At 66.5% G+C, this 14549-nt stretch carries 11 protein-coding genes; 7 read left to right on the top strand and 4 right to left on the bottom strand.

Annotated features, from left to right (window positions below; genetic code table 11):
- Positions 1-16 precede the first annotated feature (16 nt).
- The 4 genes from ndk to ileS all read right to left on the bottom strand — a co-directional run bounded on the left by ndk (position 17) and on the right by ileS (position 5685).
- A complete protein-coding gene (ndk, locus tag QMK31_RS02430; protein WP_283499343.1) occupies positions 17-439 on the bottom strand; it encodes a nucleoside-diphosphate kinase in 423 nt (140 codons plus the stop codon).
- Positions 436-813, bottom strand: a complete 378-nt coding sequence (locus QMK31_RS02435; protein WP_283499344.1) for a DUF4233 domain-containing protein — start codon at positions 811-813, stop codon at positions 436-438. The genes ndk and QMK31_RS02435 overlap by 4 nt, the downstream gene beginning before the upstream one ends.
- Positions 810-2180 (bottom strand): bifunctional folylpolyglutamate synthase/dihydrofolate synthase, encoded by a 1371-nt coding sequence (locus QMK31_RS02440; RefSeq protein ID WP_283499805.1) that lies wholly within the window; start codon positions 2178-2180, stop codon positions 810-812. Before QMK31_RS02440 ends, QMK31_RS02435 begins: the two co-directional genes overlap by 4 nt.
- An 82-nt stretch (positions 2181-2262) precedes the next feature.
- On the bottom strand, positions 2263-5685 hold the full coding sequence (ileS, locus tag QMK31_RS02445; protein ID WP_283499345.1) for an isoleucine--tRNA ligase: 3423 nt from the start codon (positions 5683-5685) through the stop codon (positions 2263-2265).
- A gap of 286 nt (positions 5686-5971) precedes the next feature.
- Between ileS and QMK31_RS02450 the strand changes: the two genes are divergently transcribed.
- From QMK31_RS02450 to QMK31_RS02480, 7 genes are all read left to right on the top strand, one after another.
- Positions 5972-7624: an ABC transporter substrate-binding protein gene (locus tag QMK31_RS02450; protein ID WP_283499806.1), complete on the top strand. Its 1653-nt coding sequence runs from the start codon at positions 5972-5974 to the stop codon at positions 7622-7624.
- A 35-nt stretch (positions 7625-7659) separates the two neighbouring features.
- Positions 7660-8574 (top strand): ABC transporter permease, encoded by a 915-nt coding sequence (locus tag QMK31_RS02455; protein ID WP_283499807.1) that lies wholly within the window; start codon positions 7660-7662, stop codon positions 8572-8574.
- Positions 8571-9431: an ABC transporter permease gene (locus QMK31_RS02460; RefSeq protein WP_283499346.1), complete on the top strand. Its 861-nt coding sequence runs from the start codon at positions 8571-8573 to the stop codon at positions 9429-9431. Before QMK31_RS02455 ends, QMK31_RS02460 begins: the two co-directional genes overlap by 4 nt.
- A complete protein-coding gene (locus QMK31_RS02465; RefSeq protein WP_283499347.1) occupies positions 9428-11071 on the top strand; it encodes a dipeptide ABC transporter ATP-binding protein in 1644 nt (547 codons plus the stop codon). The genes QMK31_RS02460 and QMK31_RS02465 overlap by 4 nt, the downstream gene beginning before the upstream one ends.
- Positions 11072-11194: 123 nt before the next feature.
- Positions 11195-13789, top strand: coding sequence for a valine--tRNA ligase (gene valS, locus QMK31_RS02470; protein ID WP_283499348.1), 2595 nt, complete (start codon positions 11195-11197; stop codon positions 13787-13789).
- Between the two features lie 8 nt (positions 13790-13797).
- Entirely contained in the window at positions 13798-14244 is a 447-nt protein-coding gene (locus tag QMK31_RS02475) for a GNAT family N-acetyltransferase (RefSeq protein ID WP_283499349.1), read from the top strand.
- Positions 14245-14247: 3 nt separating this feature from the next.
- Positions 14248-14517, top strand: a complete 270-nt coding sequence (locus QMK31_RS02480; protein WP_283499350.1) for a hypothetical protein — start codon at positions 14248-14250, stop codon at positions 14515-14517.
- Positions 14518-14549: the final 32 nt, after the last annotated feature.

Genomic DNA, 14549 nt, shown 5'->3' on the forward strand with positions numbered 1-14549 from the left:
ATTTGCGTGGTGCTGGCTAGTCGAACCAGAGGGCCAGCTCGCGCGCGGCGGACTCGGGCGAGTCGGATCCGTGCACGAGGTTCTGCTGAACCTTGGATCCCCAGTCACGGCCGAGGTCGCCGCGAATGGTGCCGGGAGCGGCGGTGGTGGGGTCGGTGGTGCCGGCGAGGGCACGGAAACCCTCGATGACCCGGTTTCCCGCGATGCGGAACGCGACGATGGGGCCGCTCTCCATGAATTCGACGAGGGGTTCGTAGAAGGGCTTGCCCTCGTGCTCGGCATAGTGCGCGGCGAGCAGCGAGCGGTCGGGTTCGACGAGCTTCACGTCGACAAGAGAGTAACCCTTGGCCTCGATGCGGCGCAGGATCTCGCCGGTCAGGTTGCGGGCAACGCCGTCGGGCTTGATCAAGACGAGGGTTTCTTCGATCGGGGTGTTCATTCAATCTCCTTGGGTTGATCTGGATTCGTGTGATCTATTCTCGAGCCGGTGATCATGCAGTAGGTCCACATGGCGGCAAACAGGGCGCCGACGAAAAACATGGCCGGGGTGATGAACCCGGTAGCGATGATGACCGCCTGTAGTACCCAGCCGATCGCATAAGACCATCGATAGCGCAAAAGTGCGATCAGGCCGACCATGGCCAGGCAGAGCAGCACGCCGCCGATGACCACGGCGAGGGGTGAGACCGGGCCCGGCTCGGTCGCCACGGACACAAGGCCCAGAGTGACCACGGCACCCAAAAAGACGACGATGGTTTCAAAGCCAAGCAAAATTGTGGCGAGCGAGCGTTTGACCGAGCGCGGCCCCCTCATTTCTCCATCCATTCGCCGGCGGCGGCGAGGGTGATTGCTTCGCCGACGAGCACGATGGAACCGGTGACGAGCACTGCCCGCTTGGGCGCCTCGGCCGCCCACTCGCGGGCACCGTCGAGGGCACCGGCCAGGTCGTCGAAGCGGAACGTGACCTGCTCGCTGGTCCACTCGGCGATATTGTCGGCGAGGTCGTCCATGCGCACGGCACGCTCGGAGTGCGGCTCGGTGACGTAGAACCGGTCGACCTGAGGGGCGAGGGCGGCGATGATGCCCTTGGCGTCCTTGTCGGCGAGGATTCCGACGACCACGGCGACCTCATCGAAATCGAAGTAGGCTTCGAGGGCGGCGGCGAGTGCCGTGGCGCCGTGCGGGTTGTGCGCGGCGTCCACGAGCACGGTTGGTTCGATACCGACCAGTTGCAGGCGTCCGGGCGACGTCGCGCTACCGAGGCCCTCGGCGAGCAGGTCGCCGACCAGGGCCTGGCTGCCCGCGCCGAGGAATGACTCGACGGCGGCGATGGCCAGTGCCGCATTCTGGGCCTGGTGGGTGCCGTACAGCGGCAGGAACAACTCGTTGTAGGTGCCGGCCAGACCGCGCACCGAGATGACCTGGCCGCCGACCGCGACGGTGCTTGAGAGCAGTTCGAAGCCCTCGTTCTCGCGGGCGAGGGTCGACTCGTTTAATTCGGCCGCACGGTCGAGTTCGGCCTGAACCTCCGGGCTCTGGAAAGCCGAGACAACGGATGCCGCCGGCTTGATGATCCCGCTCTTGGTACGGGCGATCTCGGCGACGGTATTGCCGAGGCGCAGGGTGTGATCGAGGGCGATCGGGGTGAACACGGCGACCTGGCCGTCGGCGACGTTCGTGGAATCCCATTCGCCGCCCATGCCGACCTCGATCACGGCCACGTCCACCGGCGCATCGGCGAAGCAAGCGAAGGCGAGCACTGTGAGTGCTTCGAAGAAGGTCAGCGGCACCTCGCCGGCGGCTTCGAGCTCTGTGTCAACGAGCGTCAGGTAGGGCTTGATATCGGTCCAGTTGGCGGCGAGAATCTGGTCGCTGATCGGTTCGCCGTCGATGACGATGCGCTCGTTCAGGCGCACCAGGTGCGGGCTGGTCAGCAGGCCGGTGCGCAGGCCATAGGCGCGCACAATGCTCTCGACCAGACGGCTCGTGCTGGTCTTGCCGTTGGTGCCGGCCACATGAATGATCGGGTACGAGGTCTGCGGATTGCCGAGAAAGTCCAGGGCGCGACGGGTGGGCGCGAGGCGCGGCTGTGGTTGAGCCTCCCCCACCCGCAACAACAGCTCGGCAAAGACGGCGTCCCCCGCTTCGCGGAAGGCATCCAGGGGTGCCGGCTGGTTCATCGGCTCCTCGTCGTCGCCGCGTCCGGTGATGTTCTTCCAGTCGGCGCTGTCATCGGCGGGGATACCGTCAGCCGGGGTGTTATCAGACAAGGATGGCTCCGTTCACGCGTGCGACGGCCACGATGACGGCGCCCAGATTGACATAGTGGTCAGCTTCAAATCGTACGTAGTGTTCCACGGGAGCGCCGACCCGGGCTTCGAGCCACTCCGACGGCAATTCGGCGGCGAACTCGCCGCTTGACGGGCGGTGCGTGGTGAAACTCGTCGCGAGGGTCTCGGCCGCGACATCGACCCCCCGGGCGAGGGCGAAGGAATCAGCATCCGCTTCGCTCTGAAAGACCAGATCCAGACGGATACGGTCGCTCACCTGGAAGCCCGCTGACTTGCGCGTGTCCTGCACGGCCCGAATGAGGTCGCGGGCGAAGCCTTCGGCCTCGAGCTCGGGCGTGGTGACGGTCGCGAGCAGCGCGAAACCACCGCCGGGCAGCAGTGCGAGGGCGGCGGCGCCATCGCCGGCGCCGCTGTTGGCTTCGAGGGTCAGCTCGTACTCGCTCGGTTCGAGGGCGATGCCGCCGGCCGTGACGACGCCGTCGGTTTCGCTCCAGTCGCCGGCGCGAGCGGCCTGGATGACCTGCTGCACCTGCTTGCCGAGGCGGGGTCCGGCGGCGCGGGCGTTGACGACGAGCCTGCTCGTGACACCGTAGGCGCTCGCGCTGTCGTCTTCGAGCTCGATCAGCGTGACCGTTTTCACGTTGAGCTCGTCCCGAAGGATGGCGACGTAGGACGCGAGCGCTGCGGTGTTGCCGGTGACGACGGTGAGGTTGGTCAGCGGCAGACGCACCCGCAGCCCGGCCTGCTTGCGAAGCGACAGCACGGTGCTGCTGACCAGGCGCACCTGGTCCATGGTGGTGACGAGCTCGTCGTCGGCGGGGAACAGTGCGGCATCGGGCCAATCTTCGAGGTGCACGCTACGGCCGCCGGTCAGGCCCTGCCAGATGCGCTCGGTGACCAGCGGCAGCAGCGGCGCGGTGACCCGGCAGACGGTTTCCAGCACGGTGTACAGGGTGTCGAAGGCTTCGTGGGACGTGACCCCTGCGGCGGCGCCGCCCCAGAACCGGTCGCGGGACCGGCGCACGTACCAGTTGGTGAGCACGTCGGCGAAGTCACGCAGCCGCGCGGCGGCGACGGTGCTGTCGAGGGCTTCGAGGTCGGTCGTGACCGAGGCGATGAGGTCGCGAGTCTTGGCGAGCAGGTAGCGGTCGAGTACGTCAGTGGAATCGGTGCGCCAGGTGGCGTCATAACCGGTGGCACCAGCGGTGCCAGAGGCATTCGCGTAGAGGGTGAAGAAATAGTAGGTGCTCCACAGCGGCAGCATCACCTGCCGGGCGCCCTCTCGAATGCCCTCCTCTGTAACGACGAGGTTGCCGCCGCGCAGCACCGGTGAGCTCATCAGGAACCAGCGCATGGCGTCGGCGCCGTCCCGGTCGAAGACCTCGTTGACGTCGGGGTAGTTGCGCAGCGACTTGCTCATCTTCTGACCGTCGTTGCCGAGCACGATGCCGTGGCTGACGACGTTCTTGAAGGCGGGCCGGTCGAACAGTGCGGTGGAGAGCACGTGCAACAGGTAAAACCAGCCGCGGGTCTGCCCGATGTATTCGACGATGAAATCGGCCGGGTTGTGGGCTTCGAACCATTCCCGGTTCTCGAACGGGTAGTGCACCTGGGCGAATGGCATCGAGCCGGAATCGAACCAGACGTCCAGCACGTCGGTGATGCGGCGCATGGTGGACTGGCCGGTGGGGTCGTCGGGGTTTGGTCGGGTCAGTTCGTCGATGTACGGGCGGTGCAGGTCGGTCGGGCGCACCCCGAAGTCGGCGGCCAACTCGTCGAGCGAGCCGTAGACATCCGTTCGAGGATAGTCGGGGTTATCGCTCTTCCAGACCGGGATGGGCGAACCCCAGTAGCGGTTGCGGCTGATCGACCAGTCACGGGCGTTGCCGATCCACTTGCCAAACTGGCCGTCCTTCACGTTCTCCGGAACCCAGTTCACCTCCTGGTTGAGTTCGACCATGCGCGGACGAAAGTCGGTCACCCGCACGAACCAGCTCGACACGGCCTTGTAGATGAGCGGGTTGCGGCAGCGCCAGCAGTGCGGGTAGGAGTGCTCGTAGCTGGCCTGACGGATGAGGCGGCCGTTGGCCCTCAGCAGCGCGGTGAGCGGCTTGTTGGCGTCGCTCCAGAGCTGGCCGGCCACCTCGGGAATGTCGCTGAGAAACTTTCCGCCATCGTCGAGCGAGAGGATGACCGGGATGCCGGCGGCCTCACAGACTTTCTGGTCCTCCTCGCCGTAGGCGGGAGCCTGGTGCACGATGCCGGTGCCGTCGCTCGTGGTGACGTAGTCCGCAACGAGGATGCGCCAGGCGTTCTGAGTGCCCCAGACCGATTCGTCGGCATAGTGGTCGAACAGGCGGTCGTAGCTGACACCCTCGAGCTCACTACCCAGTATGGTGCGCGACACGGCAGCGGATGCCTCGGCGGCGCTCTCGTAGCCGAGGTCCTTGGCATAGTTACCGACCAGGTCGATCGCGATGAGGTATTCGGCACCGAGCACTTCAGCAGATTCGAGTACTTCGGCCGACGAGTCGGCGCCCTCGCGCATCACCTCGGCGTCTGGCGTGCCGTTCGGGCCGGCCGGCACGACGGCGTAGACGATGGCCGGGCCAACGGCGAGCGCGAAGTTCGTCGGGAGGGTCCACGGGGTCGTGGTCCAGGCCAGAGCGCGCACGGCCGTGAGGCCGAGCGCTTCGGCCCTGGCGCCGATCAGTGGAAAGGTCACCGTGACCGTCTGGTCCTGGCGCATTTTGTAGACGTCGTCGTCCATGCGCAGTTCGTGGTTTGAGAGCGGGGTCTGGTCACGCCAGCAATAGGGCAGCACCCGGTAACCCTCGTAGGCCAGCCCCTTGGTGTGCAGCTGCTTGAACGCCCAGATCACCGACTCCATGAAGGTGATGTCGAGGGTCTTGTAGTCGTTCTCGAAGTCGACCCAGCGGGCCTGGCGGGTGACGTACTCCTCCCAGTCTTTGGTGTATTCGAGCACCGACTCGCGGGCGACCGCGTTGAACGCGGCAAGACCCATCTCTTCGATTTGGCTCTTGTCGGTGATGCCAAGCTTGCGTTCGGCTTCAAGCTCGGCGGGCAGGCCGTGGGTGTCCCAGCCGAAACGGCGGTGAACCTGCTTGCCGCGCATGGTCTGAAAACGGGGGAACAGGTCTTTGGCGTAGCCGGTGAGCAGATGGCCGTAGTGCGGCAGGCCGTTGGCGAAGGGCGGGCCGTCGTAGAAGGTCCATTCCTCGGCGCCGTCGCGCTGGTCGATCGAGGCCTGGAAGGTGTCGTCGTTCTTCCAGAATTCGAGCACTTCGTTTTCGAGGGCGGGAAAGTTCGGGGAGGGAACGATGGCCTCGGCGGGGGTTCCATGGGGGGTCGTAATACGGCTCTTGGGATACAAAATGCTTCTCCTACCGGGACGGGTCGCTGGGGCCCTGCTCCACGAGGACGAACGATTCTGTAGAAATCGCCGCGGTACCACCTCGCTTGCCACCCGAAACCGCCGGGCGACCGCTTGTTCAAAGGCTGTGACGGGCCCGACCCGTTCGGTTCTACTGAGCTGCCAACCCGAGGGCGGGCATCCGTTCTTCCAAAGACTTCCCGGTGATGGCCGGGTCACTGTCATTGACCACAATCGTACCGGATGATCGACCGCCGTAGCCTAACGTTGAGGGGTGAAGAATCAAATGCGGCGCCCAGCCCCCACCCGTCGCCTGCTCGCCGCCACAACCGGCATCGTCGCCCTCGGCCTGCTGGTCGCCGGCTGCACCCCGACCGACCCGAACGAACCGGTCGGCGAGCCCCGCAACGGCGGCACGCTCACCTACGCCTCTGGCGACGCCGAGCCGAGCTGCCTCGACCCGCACGTTGGCGGAAACTTTCCCCAGGCGCTGGTCAGCGCCCAATACCTCGAATCACTCGTCTCCCGCGACGACGCCGGCCAGATTATTCCCTGGCTGGCCGAGTCGTGGACCCCGAGTGACGACGGCCTGACCTGGGATTTCACCCTGCGCGGCGACGTGACCTTCACCGACGGGACCGCGTTCGACGCAGCCGCCGTGCAGGCCAACATCGCCCACCTGCAAGACCCGACGACGCTCTCTTCTACCGGATACCTCGCCCTCGGCAAGGTCGCCTCGGCCACAGCGGTCTCCCCCACCGTGGTGCGCTTCACCCTGACCGAACCGGACAGCGCACTGCTCGAGTCGCTGTCCCAGCCCTGGCTCGCGATGGAATCGCCGGCAGCCCTCGAACGCAGCCAGGACGAGAACTGTGCCAGCCCCGTTGGCACCGGCCCCTTCATCGTTCAGAGCTGGGTGAAGCAGAACGCCATCACCCTCGTACGAAACGACGACTACGTTTCCCCACCAGCGGATGCCGGCCATGCCGGCCCCGCCTACCTCGATGAGGTCATCTGGCGGTTCATCCCCGATTCGGCGTCGCGCTACGCGGCACTGCAATCCGGCGAGGTCGACGTGATCGACAACGCCCAGCCCGACACGATCGTGCAGGCCGAGCAGAGCGATTCGATCGAGCACCTCGACTCGCCGCGGCCCGGCGCCGCCAACCGTGTCGAACTGAACTCGGGGCGGGCCCCCTTCAACGATGTGCGCGTGCGGGAGGCATTCATCCGCTCCGCTAACGTTGACGACGCCGTCTCGAGCCTGTTTCAGGGTACGGCCACCCGGTCTTACTCGGCGTTGTCGAGCGTTGAGGCCACCGCCGTCAGCAACGCCGCCCTGTTCGACTATGACCCGTCCGCCGCCGCGAAACTGCTCGACGCGGCGGGTTGGAATGAATCCGATGCCGAGGGCTACCGCGTCAAAGACGGAGTTCGGCTGTCGGTGGAGTTTCCGGTGAGCACCAACCAGTCCATTCCGGCCGAGCAGAGCGTGTTCGAACAGATTCAGGCGACTGCGAAGGAGACCGGCTTCGAGGTGAAACTCGCTCCGATGGATCTCTCCAGCTGGTATGCCGCCCTCGCCTCCAACGACTACGACGCGGTGAGCGCGCCGTACACCAAGGTCGGCCCCGACGTGTTGCGCATTCTGTACCATTCCGACAGCATCGTTCCGGCGCCGAGCGGGTACTTCGCCAATCTCGCCCAGGTGAGTGACCCCGAAATCGACGCGCTGCTCACGACGGCGGCGCGAACAACGGATGCCGCTGAGCGCAACTCCCTCTACGCCGACGCCCAAAACCGCATCCTGGAGGGTTTCTACATTCTGCCTCTGTACGACCAGCAGAATCATTTCCTGCTGCGCAGCAACGTGGTGGGCCTCCGCACCCTGCCGACCGTGGCCGTGCCCACCCTGTACGACGCGTGGCTGAACCGGTAAACCGCCGCCGGGCCGTGCTGCGCGTGATTGGACCGATGGCAGCCCGCCTCGGCGGAGCGGTCTTCGTGCTGTGGGCCGTGGCCTCAATCACCTTCTTTGCGGTGCGCCTCATTCCGGGCGATCCGGCCCAGGCTGTGCTCGGCGGCCCCGGATCGCAGGCCTCACCCGAAGCCCTCGCGCTGGTGCGCAACGAGTATGGTTTCGACCAGTCTGTTCTGGTGCAGTATCTGGCCCAGCTCGGCCGGCTCGCGACCGGCGACCTCGGCCGGTCGTACGCCCTCAATCAGGACGTCGGCCCGCTCGTGCTCGGTCAGCTCGGCGGCACGGTGCTGCTGGCCGCTCTCGCCCTGGTTGTGGCCTGGCTGCTCGCCCTCGCGCTGGCCGCGTGGTCGACGCGCGGCGGCCTGGTCGCCGCCCGGGTGGGGTCCGGGCTCGAGATCGTCGCGGCAGCGCTGCCGCATTTCTGGCTGGCGACGTCGTTGATCGTCGTGTTCAGCATCTGGCTGGGCGTACTTCCGCCGATCAGTACCGGCGGCGCGACCGGGCTGGTGCTTCCGGTGCTCACCCTCGCCGTGCCGCTGGCCGGTTTTCTTGGCCAGGTGCTGCGCGAATCGCTGCTCACGGCCCTGGAAAGCCCGTTCGTGCTCTCGGCCCGCGCCCGCGGCGAGAGTGAGCGCGGAGTGCTCTGGACCCACGCGCTGCGCCACGCCTCGCTGCCGGCGATCAGCCTCTCCGGGTGGGCGTTTGGTTCGCTGATCAGCGGCGCGATCGTCGTCGAGACCATTTTCGCTCGCCCGGGGCTCGGGCGCACCCTGCTGAACGCGGTCACCCTGCGAGACGTTCCGGTGGTGATCGGCGTGGTCATGATCGTCGCCGTCGCCTACATCCTGATGACGCTGCTGACGGATGCCGCCAGTCGCCTGGTCGATCCTCGATTGCGATTGGCATGAGTGAACTCGAGGTACAGGCCGATTTCGCAGCCCGGGCCGGTCAGCCCGGTCGGCCGCGGCGCCTCGGGGTGGCCGAGACTGCGGCCGGCGTTCTCGCCCTGTTTCTGCTGGTCTCAGCGGTCGCACCGCACCTTGTGGCCCCCGGCGACCCCCTCGGCATCGACCCGCTCTCGGCGTTCGCCCCGCCGACGAGAGCACACGTATTCGGCACCGACGAATCGGGCCGGGACATCTTCACCCGGGTCGTGCACGGCACCCAATACTCGCTCGTGATCGGTGCAGCCGCGACGGCGATCGGGCTGGGACTGGGTATCGTGCTCGGCACCCTGGCCGGAATGCTCGGCCGCGTCGTCGACTTCACCGTGAATCGGTTTCTCGAGGTGCTGTTCGCGTTTCCCGGGCTGCTCCTGGCGCTGCTGTTCATCGTCATCTTCGGTCCCGGAGTGGCGACCGCCACGATCGCCGTCGGGCTGTCAACGGCTCCCGGCTACGCCCGGATCATTCGCGCGCAGCTCATCACTGTGCGCTCGGCGGCGTTCGTCGAGGCGGCGACCGTGCTCGGTCGCACACGCTGGCAGATCCTGCTGCGCCATATCCTGCCGAACACCCTCGCACCGTTGTTCGTGCTCGCGACCCTCGGCATCGGGCAGGCCATCGTCTGGGCGGCGACGCTCAGCTACCTCGGTCTCGGCGCTGAACCGCCGACGGCCGAGTGGGGCGCCCTACTTTCGGCCGGGCGCACCTACATCACCTCGGCCTGGTGGATGAGCTTCTTTCCCGGCCTGTTCATCGTGCTGACGGCTGTGACGGCCACGGTGCTTGGCCGCAGCATCGACTCGCGAATGAGGCACGCATGAGCACCACGGCACGCCGGATCGAACCAGATGCGGCACTGACCGTGCGCAATTTGCGGGTCGACTTCGGCGCCGACCCGGTCGTTCGCGGTGTTTCGTTCGAGGTCGCCCGGGGCGAGTGCCTCGCCATCGTCGGCGAATCCGGCTCTGGCAAGAGCGTGACCGCGCGCAGCCTGCTCGGGCTCGCCGGCGCGAACGCCCGCGTCAGCGCCGACCGGCTCGAACTTGGCGGGCAGAACGTGCTCGGCCTGACCGACCGTGCCTGGCGCGCCCGCCGGGGCAAAGACGTCGGCCTGGTGCTACAGGATGCCCTGGTCTCGCTCGATCCGCTGCGGCCCATCGGGCGGGAGATCGCCGATTCCCTCCGCCTGCACACCACCCTCGGCGCCGCCGCCCGGGCCCGTCGGGTGCTTGAACTGCTCGACGCGGTCGGCTTGCCTGACCCCGCCCGGCAGGTGCAGAAACTCTCCGGGCAGCTCTCAGGCGGGGAACGCCAGCGCGCCCTGATCGCCGCGGCGATCGCCCTGAACCCGCCGCTGCTCATCGCCGACGAGCCGACCACGGCGCTCGATGTGACGGTGCAAGCACAAATCCTGGCGCTGCTGGAGCAGATCACCGGGGACGGCACCGCTGTCGTACTGATCAGTCATGACCTCGCCGTGGTGAGCCACATCGCGCACCGGGTCGCGGTGATGCACGACGGACTGCTCGTGGAGACCGGCAGCAGCAGGCAGGTACTCGGGTCCCCGCGGCAGGAACAGACCAGACGCATGGTGGCGGCGATCCCGGCCGACAAGCCGCGCGGCACTCGGTTGTCCCTCTCAGCTCGTGCAGCGGATGCTGCGCCGAAGCCCGCACGTCCCGCCACCAGCGCGGTCGTGCTCGAAGCCATCGGCCTGTCCAAGAGTTTTCGACGGCCAGACGGCACCCGGCACCTCGCCGTCGACGACGTCTCTTTCGCGCTGCAACGCGGAACCACCCTCGGAATCGTCGGCGAGTCCGGTTCAGGCAAAACCACGACCGCACGCCTGCTGCTCGCTCTCCTCCCGCCGGATCAGGGTGAGGTGCGGGTGCTCGACCAGCCGTGGAGCGCGGCGAGCGAAAAAGCCCGGCGCGGGCGGCGTTCCGGCGTCGGCGCCATCTACCAGGATGCGCTCGGCTCGTTCGATCCGCGTTGGAGCGTCGCCGAGATCCTCACCGACGCGCTGGGGCTGCGCCACCGGCGCCGAGCGCCGCAGACGACGGCTCGGCTCGTGACCCTGCTCGATCAGGTCGGCCTCACTGCCGCCGTGCTGCGCCGCCGCCCCCTCGAACTCTCCGGGGGGCAGCGTCAGCGGGTCGGTATTGCCAGGGCGCTGGCCGCAAGACCCGAAATTCTCATCTGCGACGAACCCGTGTCGTCGCTCGACGTGAGCGTTCAGGCCCAGGTGCTCGACCTGCTCGACGACCTGCAACGGGAGCGCGGGCTCAGCCTGATCTTCATCTCGCACGACCTCGGCGTGGTGCAGCACGTCAGCGACAACATCGTGGTCATGCGGGCTGGACGCCTCGTGGAGAGCGGGCCGGCGACGCGCGTGTTCGCCGCGCCGCAGCATCCATATTCGGTGCAATTGCTCGCCGCAATACCCCGCCTATCGCCGTGACTGACACACCGGCGACCGTACGGGGAGCCCCCGTTCGGGGGAAAAGAGCCGATCGGGTAGATTAGAAGGGCACACTCAGGCACCTCACCATCGACACGGTGCCGAATACCGAACCGGAGAATGATGACCCACGCTGACCGCGTCCCTGAAAAGCCCGCCCTCGAAGGGCTCGAAGCTAAATGGGAGACCCGTTGGGAGAGCGACGGCACCTACCGGTTCGCCCGAGAGCACGCCACCCGCGAGACGATCTTCTCGATCGACACTCCCCCGCCGACCGCGTCGGGCTCGCTGCACATCGGCCACGTGTTCTCGTACACGCACACCGATGTTGTCGCTCGTTTTCAGCGGATGCGAGGCAAGAACGTGTTCTACCCGATGGGTTGGGACGACAACGGCCTCCCCACCGAACGCCGCGTGCAAAACTACTACGGAGTGCGCTGCGACCCCTCACTCGGGTACACGGAGAACTTCATTCCGCCGTTCGAGGGGGGCGACGGCAAAAGCTCCAAGGCCGCCGACCAGCTGCCGATCAGCCGCCGCAACTTCATCGAACTGTGCGAAACCCTCACCAAAGAAGATGAGAAGCAGTTCGAAGCACTCTGGCGCACCCTCGGCCTAAGCGTCGACTGGACCCAGACCTACCGCACCATCGGCCCGGAGGCCCTGTTCACCTCGCAGCTCGCTTTTCTCGGCAACGTCGAACGCGGTGAGGCCTACCAGGCCATGGCACCCACCCTGTGGGACGTCACCTTCCGCACCGCGGTCGCGCAGGCCGAGCTCGAAGACAAAGACATGCCGGCCGCGTACCACCGGGTGTCATTCGCAAAGCCCGACGGTTCAACCATCGAGATCGAGACCACCCGGCCCGAACTTCTCCCCGCCTGCGTGGCCCTGGTCGCGCATCCCGATGACGAACGCTACAAGCACCTGTTCGGCACCACGGTGACCACTCCGGTGTTCGGTGTCGAGGTTCCGGTGCTCGCCCACCACCTGGCCCAGAAGGACAAGGGCTCGGGGATCGCCATGATCTGCACCTTCGGTGACGTGACCGACGTTGTCTGGTGGCGTGAACTTGACCTGCCCAACCGCGCGATCATGGGCTTCGACGGCCGCATCATCGCCGAGGCGCCAGAGGCCATTACCTCCCAATCCGGCCGGGCCGCGTACGCGCAGCTCGCCGGCAAGACCGTATTTTCCGCCAAGCAAGCCGTCGTAGACCTTCTTCGAGCCAGCGGCGACCTGACCGGCGACCCGAAACCCATCGTGCACGCGGTCAAATTCTTCGAAAAGGGAGACAAGCCCCTCGAAATCGTCTCGACCCGCCAGTGGTACATCCGCAACGGCGCCCGCGACGAGAAACTGCGCGCCCGACTGCTCGAGCACGGCACCGAGCTGGCCTGGCACCCCGAATTCATGAAGGTGCGCTACGAGAACTGGGTGAACGGCCTCACCGGCGACTGGCTCGTCTCCCGCCAGCGCTTCTTCGGCGTGCCACTGCCGGTCTGGTACCCGCTCGACGAGGACGCTAACCCGGTCTTCGATCAGCCCATCGTGGCCACCCGCGACCTGCTGCCGGTCGACCCCTCCTCGGATGCCGCGCCCGGCTACACCGAAAGCCAGCGCGGGCAGGCTGGCGGCTTCGTCGGCGAGGTGGACGTCATGGACACCTGGGCCACCTCCTCGCTCACCCCGCAGCTCGCCGGCGGCTGGGAACGCGACCCGGAACTGTTCAACCTCGTCTTTCCATACTCATTGCGCCCGCAGGGCCAGGACATCATTCGCACCTGGTTGTTCTCAACCCTGCTGCGCGCCGAGCAGCAGCACGGCACGTCGCCGTGGCAGCACGCCGCGCTCAGCGGGTTCATCGTGGACCCCGACCGCAAGAAGATGTCGAAGTCGAAGGGCAACGTGGTCACCCCGGCCGATATGCTCGAGCTGCACGGCTCCGATGCGGTGCGCTACTGGGCGGCATCCTCTCGCCTGGGTACCGACGCGGCCTTCGACCCGAAGAACCCGACGCAGATCAAGATCGGCCGTCGCCTCGCCATCAAGATCCTCAACGCGAGCAAGTTCGTCTCCATGTCGCAGGGCAGCAGTACGGCGCCGATCACCGAACCGGTCGACCAGAGCATGCTGGCCGGCCTCACCGCTGTCGTCGCCCAGGCCACCACCGCGTTCGAGAACTACGACCACGCTCGCGCGCTGGAAACCACGGAGAGCTTCTTCTGGACCTTCTGCGACGACTACCTCGAGCTCGTGAAGGAACGCGCCTACGGCGAGCCGGGCCCGGAGCAGGCCTCGGCCGTTGCCGCTTTGCGTACCGCCCTCGCTACCCTGCTGCGCCTATTCGCGCCGTTCGTTCCGTTCGCCACCGAAGAGGCCTGGTCGTGGTCGAACGAGGGTTCGGTGCACACCGCGCCGTGGCCGGTCGCAACCGACCTGCTCGGCAGTGACGCGGTCGCCACCGGCAACATCGCTCTGCTCGATCTGGCCAGCCGCGCTCTGACCGGCATCCGTCGTGCCAAGACGGATGCCAAGGCGTCGCAGAAATCTGAGGTGGATTCCGCAGTAATATGCGGTGCACCCGCCGAGATCGCATTACTCACCCTGGCCACCGCCGATCTTAAGGCGGTCGGTCGGATTCACGAATTGACCTTTATCGACGGCAGCGAACTCGCTGTGACCGACATCGTGTTCGCCACAGTGTTGGAAAGTTAGGAGACCAGATGTCAGTAACCGTGCGCCCGCTGGGCGACAAGGACTTTTTCCCCTGGCTGGGCCTGTTCGAGGGCTACAGCGCGTTCTACGAGAGTGAGCTGACCGATCAAAAGGCCCTGCAGGTCTGGAGCTGGATCATCGATGCGAACAACTCCCTCGACGGTGCCGTCGCGGTCGACGACGCCGGCGATTTCGTCGGCTTCGCGCACTACCGTACCGTGCCGCGCACCCTCAGCGGCGACCTTGCCCTGTTCCTCGACGACCTCTACGTTGCCGAGGACGCCCGCGGCAACGGTGTCGGCACGCTGTTGATGGAATTCACCAAGTCCTATGCGCGTCAGCACAAGCTGGCCCAGATTCAGCTGTTGACCGCGGCCGACAATGCCACCGCGCAGGTGCTCTACGACCAGCTCGGTACACGCACCGACTGGGTCACCTACGAGATCGACGTCTAGACCATGCAGCTGGGCACCCGGTGGCCCCTCGGCGGCACCCTGCCGTCCGGGCTCCCCCACGTCGTCGAAATCGCCGTGCGGGCCGTCGAAGAAGACCTCACGGCTCTCGACGTCGACACCAGCACGTGGCGTTGGACGCTGACCTGGCTGGAGTCCAAGCCGGTGATTGAGCTCGACGACGGCACGGTCATCCGCTTCAACCCGGTCGATGACAGCGCGACCATCACGCAGCCATCGACCAGCACTGATGATGACGACGACAACTGGATCTGACCAGTATCGGTAGGCGCGCGGCCTGACCGGCC

Source organism: Cryobacterium sp. PH31-O1 (assembly GCF_030063455.1).
In the GTDB taxonomy this organism is placed as follows: Bacteria; Actinomycetota; Actinomycetes; order Actinomycetales; family Microbacteriaceae; genus Cryobacterium.

Bases quoted from the DNA above. Each gene is read 5' to 3' on its own strand.
- ndk (WP_283499343.1), bottom strand. From the start codon at position 439: ATGAACACCCCGATCGAAGAAACCCTCGTCTTGATCAAGCCCGACGGC.
- QMK31_RS02435 (WP_283499344.1), bottom strand. From the start codon at position 813: ATGAGGGGGCCGCGCTCGGTCAAACGCTCGCTCGCCACAATTTTGCTT.
- QMK31_RS02440 (WP_283499805.1), bottom strand. From the start codon at position 2,180: ATGAACCAGCCGGCACCCCTGGATGCCTTCCGCGAAGCGGGGGACGCC.
- QMK31_RS02450 (WP_283499806.1), top strand. From the start codon at position 5,972: ATGCGGCGCCCAGCCCCCACCCGTCGCCTGCTCGCCGCCACAACCGGC.
- QMK31_RS02455 (WP_283499807.1), top strand. From the start codon at position 7,660: ATGGCAGCCCGCCTCGGCGGAGCGGTCTTCGTGCTGTGGGCCGTGGCC.
- QMK31_RS02460 (WP_283499346.1), top strand. From the start codon at position 8,571: ATGAGTGAACTCGAGGTACAGGCCGATTTCGCAGCCCGGGCCGGTCAG.
- QMK31_RS02465 (WP_283499347.1), top strand. From the start codon at position 9,428: ATGAGCACCACGGCACGCCGGATCGAACCAGATGCGGCACTGACCGTG.
- valS (WP_283499348.1), top strand. From the start codon at position 11,195: ATGACCCACGCTGACCGCGTCCCTGAAAAGCCCGCCCTCGAAGGGCTC.
- QMK31_RS02475 (WP_283499349.1), top strand. From the start codon at position 13,798: ATGTCAGTAACCGTGCGCCCGCTGGGCGACAAGGACTTTTTCCCCTGG.
- QMK31_RS02480 (WP_283499350.1), top strand. From the start codon at position 14,248: ATGCAGCTGGGCACCCGGTGGCCCCTCGGCGGCACCCTGCCGTCCGGG.